5 protein-coding genes and 1 pseudogene are annotated in these 7487 nt (G+C 69.8%); 2 read left to right on the top strand and 4 right to left on the bottom strand.

All coding sequences use genetic code 11. From position 1 onward, the window contains the following. Both GJ633_RS11950 and GJ633_RS11955 read right to left on the bottom strand, forming a co-directional pair. Nucleotides 1–1173: PAS domain-containing protein (locus GJ633_RS11950; RefSeq protein ID WP_156589010.1), on the bottom strand; the 1173-nt coding region annotated here is incomplete at its 3' end. A gap of 55 nt (nucleotides 1174–1228) precedes the next feature. Beyond that, nucleotides 1229–3862 carry a DNA topoisomerase gene (locus GJ633_RS11955; RefSeq protein WP_156589011.1) on the bottom strand — a complete coding sequence of 878 codons (2634 nt, stop codon included), beginning with the start codon at nucleotides 3860–3862 and terminating at the stop codon, nucleotides 1229–1231. A 382-nt stretch (nucleotides 3863–4244) separates the two neighbouring features. Between GJ633_RS11955 and GJ633_RS11960 the strand changes: the two genes are divergently transcribed. Then, nucleotides 4245–4520, top strand: a complete 276-nt coding sequence (locus GJ633_RS11960; protein ID WP_156589012.1) for a DUF433 domain-containing protein — start codon at nucleotides 4245–4247, stop codon at nucleotides 4518–4520. Continuing rightward, nucleotides 4517–4885: a DUF5615 family PIN-like protein gene (locus GJ633_RS11965; protein WP_321169053.1), complete on the top strand. Its 369-nt coding sequence runs from the start codon at nucleotides 4517–4519 to the stop codon at nucleotides 4883–4885. The genes GJ633_RS11960 and GJ633_RS11965 overlap by 4 nt, the downstream gene beginning before the upstream one ends. A gap of 203 nt (nucleotides 4886–5088) precedes the next feature. Here GJ633_RS11965 and GJ633_RS11970 read toward each other — a convergent pair whose 3' ends face one another. Both GJ633_RS11970 and GJ633_RS11975 read right to left on the bottom strand, forming a co-directional pair. Then, on the bottom strand, nucleotides 5089–6309 hold the full coding sequence (locus GJ633_RS11970; protein ID WP_321169054.1) for a DR2241 family protein: 1221 nt from the start codon (nucleotides 6307–6309) through the stop codon (nucleotides 5089–5091). Nucleotides 6310–6361: 52 nt separating this feature from the next. Continuing rightward, nucleotides 6362–7230: pseudogene (locus GJ633_RS11975) on the bottom strand (CbiX/SirB N-terminal domain-containing protein). Nucleotides 7231–7487 lie beyond the last annotated feature (257 nt).

Raw genomic sequence — 7487 nt, forward strand, 5'->3', positions numbered from 1 at the left:
GTTGTCGACGAGCTCGCCGATCGCGTCCGGGAGCCGGTCGATCGCCGACACCGTCGTCCCGGGCGGAACGTCGACGGCGATGTCGCCGATCGACCGGAGGTCTGGCGGCAGGGCGGCGACCGCCTCGTCGACGGCCGTCGCGAGGTCGACAGGCTCGGGTTCGAGCCGCTCGGCGAGCAGCTGTTCGACCTTCCGCGACGCCTCTCCGAGGCGGAGCAGTCGCTCCGCGGTGTCGACGACCCGCCCGAGGTCTGCCGCCAGCTCCTCGTCGTCGACCGCCTCGATCGCCTGTTCGGTGAATCCGATAACCACGTTGAGGTCGTTCCGGAAGTTGTGCCGGAGGACGCGGGTCAGCACGGAGAGCCGCTCCTCGCGGAGCGAGACCTCGGTGCGGTCCTCGGCGACGCCGACCGCACCGACGACGGTCCCCGCTTCCGTCACCGGCCCGACCGTGACCCGGTGGGGGATCCGCTCGCCCGACCGCGTGAGCAGGCGTGCCTCGACGATCGCGTGCTCGCCCGACTCGTAGACGACCGAAAGCGCGTCCGCGATCCGCTCACGCCCCTCGTCGTCGAAGAGGTCGACGAGCGCACGGCCGGACAGCTCCTCGCCCGCGTAGCCGGTGGTCGCCATCAGGCGCTCGTTCCACCGTGCGAGCGTTCCCTGTTCGGTACACTGGAACAGCGACGCGGGAAGCACGGACGCGATGGCGTCGGTCACCCGGCGCTGCGAGCGGCGCCCCTCCGCCGCGTCCGTCCGTTCCGTGACGTCGAAAAGCGACGCGACGATCCGCTCGCCGCCGGCGATCTCGGCCGTATCGACCCGGAACTCGACGCGCCGCCGTCTGCGGTCGCCGGTGGTGACGTCCCACCGGAACCGGCTCGCTTCTCCGTCGCCGATCGCCTCGAGGACCGTCTCGATCGCGGTGCCGTCGACCGCGGCGGGCGCGTCGCCCACGTCGGTCAGCCCCATGAGGGTCAGCGTCGTCCGGTCGTGACCGAACAGCGTCGCCGCGGCCTCGTTCGCCGCCAGTATCGCGCCCGACGCCGGGTCGCAGACGAGTGTCGGCCCCGGCACCGTGTCGACGAACGACCGGGCCGCCGCCCTCGACGACGCGGACCCGGCGTTCCCTGGCGATCCGGTCTCCGGATCACCTCCCTCGTCCGACACCATGGACGGATCTCTCCGCCTGTGTGACTTATCTTTGGGGGCTCGTTCAGACCCCGGCTCAGTCGGCGTTCGCCTGCCAGTCGCGGACGGTGTCCGGGCCGACCCCGTCGACGTCGGCCGCGAGGTCGTCCGGGTCGGCCGACTTGAGGTCGTCGACGCCGTCGACGCCGGCGTTCTGGAGCTTCTCGGCTGTCTTCTCGCCGATCCCCTCGACGGCCTGCAGCTCCGACCCCTCCTGGCGGGCGGTGAACTCCCGGTAGTTGCAGATCGGGCAGCCGAGCTCCCAGGGGTCGTCGCCCGAGTGGACCCGGAGGTGCGGGAGGTCGTGTTCCGCACAGCGCTCGTCGGTCACCTCTATCTCGCCGCGGCGCGGCAGCGGCAGCGAGTAGTCGCACTCCGGGTAGCGCGTACAGCCGACGAGCCGCGAGCCGGAGCGGAGCTGTTTGATCGCGAGCTCGCCGCCGGCGGCGGTTTCACCGCCCCCGTCACCCGGCGAAGCCGCGCCCTCCCCGCACGCCGGACACGCGCCGATCACCTGGTCGTCGGTCGCGTCGGCGGCGTCAGCCTGACACTGCGGGCAGCCGTGGACGAACGTCTTGCGGCCGGCGAGCATCTTCACGTGGTGGAGGCCGTGTTCCTCGCAGGTCTCGTCGAGGAGCAGCGGCTTGCCGGTCGAGGGCAGCGGCAGGGTGTACTCGCAGTCCGGGTAGCCGTCACACCCCACGAAGTACGACCCGTACCGCGACTTCCGCACGAGCAGGTCCGACCCGCACTCCGGGCAGGGACCGAGCGTCTTGTCGGCCTTCAGCGACTCCTGGAGATGGTCGCCGACCGCCTCCCGCGAGTCGGTGAGGTCGTCGAACACCGCCGAGAGCAGCTCGCGGGACGCCTCGGTCACCTCGTCGTAGTCCTTCTCCCCGGCCGCGATCGCCTCCATGTCGCGTTCGAGCTGGGCGGTCATCTCCTCGCTCACGATCCGGTCGGCGAACTCCTCTGCGGCCTCGACGACCGCCTCCGCGAGCCGGGTCGGCCGCGGCGGGTCGCTCTCGATGTAACCGCGGTCGTACAGCTTCTCGATCGTCCGGTGGCGGGTCGCCTTGGTGCCGACGCCGCGCTTTTCCATCTCCTCGATGAGCCGCGACTGGCCGTACCGGCGGGGCGGCTGGGTCTCTTTCGCCGCCGTCCGGCGGTCGGTGAGCCGCAGGGCCTCGCCGGCCTCGACGTCCGGGACGATCCGCTCGTCGCTGGAGCGGTACGGGTAGACGTCGTGGTACCCGGCTTCCAGCAGCCGCTTCCCGTTCGCCTTCAGGCGGAGCCCGCCGTCGGCGACGAGGTCCGCGGGTCCGTCCGCGCGCTCGGCGTCGCGCAGGGCGGCCAGGCCGTCCGCGCGCTCGGCGATGGAGGTCGCCTCGCCGTTCGCGAGCGCGACGACGCGGAGCCGCTCCCAGGTGGCGGGATCGGCGCAGGTCGCGAGGAAGCGGCGGACGATCAGCTCGTACACGTCCCGCTCGTCGTCGGAGAGGTCGGACGCGGCGGGGAGCTCGCCCGTGGGGTGGATCGGCGGGTGGTCGGTCGTCTCCTCGTCGCCCTCGGTCGGCTCGATCGCGTCGTCGCCGTCGAGCAGACTCGCGGCGTCCTCGCCGAACGTCGGCGAGTCGCTGAGGTCGGCCAGCAGCTCCGCCGGATCGAGGTCGTCGGGATACACCGTGTTGTCGGTTCGCGGGTAGGTGACGTAGCCGGCGGTGTACAGGTCCTCCGCGAGCGACATCGCGCGCTGGGCGGAGTAACCGAGCGACCCCGCCGCGCGGATGAACGCGGTGGTGTTGAACGGCGTCGGCGGGTCGTCGGTCTGCGTCCGCCGGGTCACGTCGTCGACCACCGCCTCGTCGGCCGCGTCGAGCGCCTCGGTGAGCGTCTCGGCCGCGTCGCCGTCCCAGACGCGTTCGGCCTCGTTGCCCTCGTCGTTCAGGTAGAAGTAGCGCGCCTCGAAGGGGTCGCCGCTCGACTTCGCCAGGTCGCCGTACAGCTCCCAGTAGGACTCGGGGTCGAACGCCTGTATCTCCCGCTCGCGGTCGACGATGAGCTTGAGCGTCGGCCCCTGGACCCGGCCGACGGAGATGAAGTCGTCGCCGAGCTGGCGGGCCGAAAGCGAGAGGAACCGGGTCAGCGCCGCGCCCCACGTCAGGTCGATCGTCTGGCGGGCCTCGCCGGCGGCGGCCAGGTCGAAGTCGAGGTCGTCGGGGTTCGCGAACGCCTCTCGCACCTCGCGCTCGGTGATCGAGGAGAACCGGACGCGGTCGATCGGCGCGTCCTCGTTCACCTCGCGGACCAGCTCGTACGCCTCCTTGCCGATGAGCTCGCCCTCGCGGTCGTAGTCGGTCGCGATCGTCACGCGGGAGGCGTTGCGGGCGAGCCGCCGGAGCGCGGCGACGATCCCCTCCTGGGTGGGCTCTTTGGTGACCGGCGCGTCGATCAGCTCGACCGGCTCGACGTCGCGCCAGTCGTTGTACTCGGCGGGGAAGTCGACGCCGACGACGTGCCCGGAGAGCCCGATACAGCGCTTGCCGCCCCACTTGTAGACGTTCACGTCGTTCACGCGCTCGGCCGTCGCGGACTCGCCGCTCAGGATGTCGGCGATGCGCCGCGCCGCGTTGTCCTTCTCCGTGATTATCAGCTCGGGGCCGCCACTCATTGCGCCGAGTTAGGCCGGTCCCGCGTCTAAAGTTTTCGTGATAATACCTTTCACGATTCGTTCGAAATCGCCCGCGTTCTCGGCTGTGCGTGCGTGGCGTCGATCAGTGGCTGTGCGTGTGTAGCGTCGATCAGTCGGTGTTCACCGTGATCGGCCGGCCGGCGTCGTTGGCGTCTATGTACCTATCCGTCGTCGGTGCCACGTGACGAGGGCTTCCAACGTCTCCTCACTGTACGTGATGTGGGTCATGGAACGATTCACGAGGGGGGGTTCGTGCCCACCGTTCGGTGGATCTCCCGTTCCGAATGAGCGTGCGAAATGACGGGGGCGACAAGATTGGCCGCCGAAAAGATATAACCGATGAGGGGACCTATCCGGTCGTATGAGTATCACCCACGACGAAGACGTGCTCGGTGGCGAGCCACGAATCGACGGCACGCGCATCGGCGTTCGCCACGTTGCCGCACGGGTGATTGACAGCGGACAGGCCCCTGCTTACGTCGCGGATCAGTTCGACGTATCTCTCGCAGACGTGTACGAGTCTCTCTCCTACTACTACGCTCACATCGAGGAGATGCGTGAGCTCGAAAAAGAGAACGAAGCAGCATTCGAGCACGTTCGAGAATCGTCGCTGAAACCGAAAGAACCCGTGCAGTGACCGGGGTTCGGATTCTGCTTGACGAGCACGTCGGTCGCGTCTTCGAACGAACGCTTCGAGAACGGGGATACACTGTCGAACAGGCGAAAGACCGGTTCGGCGAACACACGAGTGACGCCGAACTGGTCTCGTGGTGTGGCGAGTCCGGCACTGTCCTGTTGACGAACAACGCAAAAGATTTCGAGCCACTACACGACGAGTACAACCACTTCGGGATCCTACTCTACTACGACCAGAACCTCCCCGACACCGATCCGGAAGGACTTGCTCGCACAGTTGACGAGGTGTTCTACCAGTACGGCCCCGACGGAGTCAAAAATCAACTCGTCGATCTCGGTGAATGGTACGAGTGGATTCACAAGTGAACGTTCCTGCTACTCGCTCCCTGCGGTGGCGCCGGCGCTTCGCGCCGGTCGACGACTCCACCGGAAATCGGAGCGTTCCGAGCAGCCGCTCGCTTTGCTCGCGGCGATCTCTCGCTCGGCTCGCTGCCGACTTCGACACCGGAGGGCGCCACCGCAAACGACCGTCGTAGCCATCTCGAAGACGGCTCCTCGTCGTTCTCCGTCTACGGAGCGTCGTCGGGGTCGGTCGGCACCCCGCCGAGGTTCCCGGCGTCGTCGAACCGCTTCGCGCGGAGGAACCGCGCGCGGTACCGGTTCGCGCCCTCTCTCGTGTCCGCCTCGCGGATCTCGTCGATGCGGCCGTCGGCGACTGCGTCGATGATGTCTTCGATCTGCGCTTTCTCGCTCGGGGTCAGCTCGAACTCGTAGGTCCGCGGCTGCTCGCTCTCCAGTCTGGTCCACGTGCGGGCGGCGCTCACGACGACGGAACAGGGCTCCCGGCAGGGGAAGACGCCGTCGCCGCCGTCGACGTCGAGGTCGGTGTCGGCGTCGTACTCCCACTCGCGCCGCTTGAGACACTGCGAGTCGTCACAGCACGCCTCCGCCACCCAGTTGACGTGCTCGTGGCCCTCGCCGCGGTCCCACGTCTGGATCACGCCGTAGATGCCCGACTGCCGCGCCATCGTCTCCCGCCAGTGAGTCACGTCGAGTTCCCCCTCGCGCTCGCGGTGCCAGTTCGCCACCGTCGCGGGGTAGACCGTCTCCACGAGCTCGTAGGCGTCTCGGGGGCCGAGGTCGGGGTAGACCCACCCGCTCGCGAGCGTGGGCGCCGTCTTGAGCGGCCGGTACCGCCCCTTTTCGTCGAACGTGACTATCTCGCGGGCGTCGAGCGGGTCCTCGTAGGCGTCGAGTTCGTCGATCGGGACGCCGGCGTCGTCGGCGTGGCGCACGTCGTACCGGCGTTCGCCCCGGTCGGTGACCGTCGCCGTGATCCGCAGCTGTCCCCACGCGCGCTCGAGCCCCTCGGCGAGCGCGGCGTACCGGGCCGCGACGGTCTCGCCGTCGGCGTCCTCGATCCACCGCAGGAACGCGCGACGGGGACCGAACTCGCCGACGACGCGCTCGAAGACGTACCAGTCCGTGACCGCGGGGGCGCGCTCGTCGAGCGCCGCGTGGAGTTCGCGCTCGCTCAGACCGGTCAGGGGCTCGCCGTCGACGGGAGCGAGGCGGAAGCCGTCCCCGTTCCCGTCCCCGTCGCGGGCGACGGAGAACCCCTCGAACCGGATCGGCTCGGGGGTTCCTTCCGCAGTCTCGGCGGTCTCGGCGATCTCGCCCGCCTCGGTCGCCTCGGCCGCGCCCTCACGCTCTTCGAGCGCGTCGAGCACGGCGTCGAACGCGTCGCCCGGCAGGTCGATCTCGGGGACTGCGGGCTCGTCGTCGGTCACCGCCTCGTCGTCGTCCGGCGCGGAGGCCGCGTCGCTGTCGGGTCCGCCACGGTTAGTCCCCCGTGGCGACGCGGGTCGTCTCGCGCACGTCCGCGAGCGCGGTGCCGAGGTCGGCGCCGGCGTCGGCGGCGCGTTCGAGGATCACGTCCGCCATCAAGGGCTCCGTCCCGACCGCGCCGGCGTACCAGATCCGCGTGCCGTCGACCGCGGTCGGCACGTCGTACCCCTCCTCGTGGCTCTCACAGAGCCCCACGTCCTCCGGGATGTCCTCCTGGGTGTGGTAGCCGTCGGCGATGAAAAGCGGGACGAGGACGACGTCGTCGCTCTCGAAGTGCTCCGGGAGGTCGTCGACCTCGGGCTCTTCGTCCATGTACAGGGCCCGCACCTCCGCGAAGCGTCGCGCTCGCGGAGCCGGTCGGCGTGGTACTCGATCGCCTTCGCGCTGTTCTCGTTTCGCTCGGTGCCGTGGCCGACGACCGCCAGCCCGAACCCCTCGCCCACGTCCGGGTCGCCGGTGACCGACTCGGCGCGCCGGACGATCACGTCGGTCATCGCGCGGTGGGTGCCGACCGGGCCGCAGTAGTGGACCTCGCGGTCGACGTCCGCGGCGACGAGGGTGGCCTGGTCCGCGGAGAGCCCGTCGGAGTCCCACGCGGAGACGTCCCAGCCGTCGAGCCTGAGTTCGCGGGGGATCACCTGCTCGGTGAAGTACCCCTCCGAGACGAAAAGCGGGACGACGTACACCTCGTCGCCCTCGACGGTGCGGAGCACCTCGCGGAAGTGCGGCTCCTCCTTCCAGAAGCCGGTCCGCACCTCGTCGAACGCGCCGGACGCACGGATCGTGTCCGCGTGGTCGTACGTCGGCGCGCTGGACTCCGGGTTGAGGTGCGAGCCGTGCGCGACGATGACGAGCGACTGCATACCCGTGCTGGGGACGCGGCGCTCTTAGGGACTTCGACGCCTCCGACGCGCCGGGAACCGCCCGGTCGGAACCGGTCGCCCCCGCCGAGCGGAATCGGTCGACACCATCCGAGCGGAACCGGTCGTCGACGGCGATCCGTCACCGCTCGCCGACCGAAACCGCCATGCCGACCGGTGACGCACGGACGGACATGTCGCTGGCAGCCGACACCCGCGAGGCGGTGACCGCGAACCCGCTCGTCCGCGACGCGCTCCGC

Source organism: Halorubrum sp. CBA1125, assembly GCF_009742825.1.
Taxonomy (GTDB): domain Archaea; phylum Halobacteriota; class Halobacteria; order Halobacteriales; family Haloferacaceae; genus Halorubrum.

What these genes read in the sequence shown, in the direction of transcription:
- GJ633_RS11955 (WP_156589011.1), bottom strand. Translation starts at nt 3,862, where the DNA reads ATGAGTGGCGGCCCCGAGCTGATAATCACGGAGAAGGACAACGCGGCG.
- GJ633_RS11960 (WP_156589012.1), top strand. Translation starts at nt 4,245, where the DNA reads ATGAGTATCACCCACGACGAAGACGTGCTCGGTGGCGAGCCACGAATC.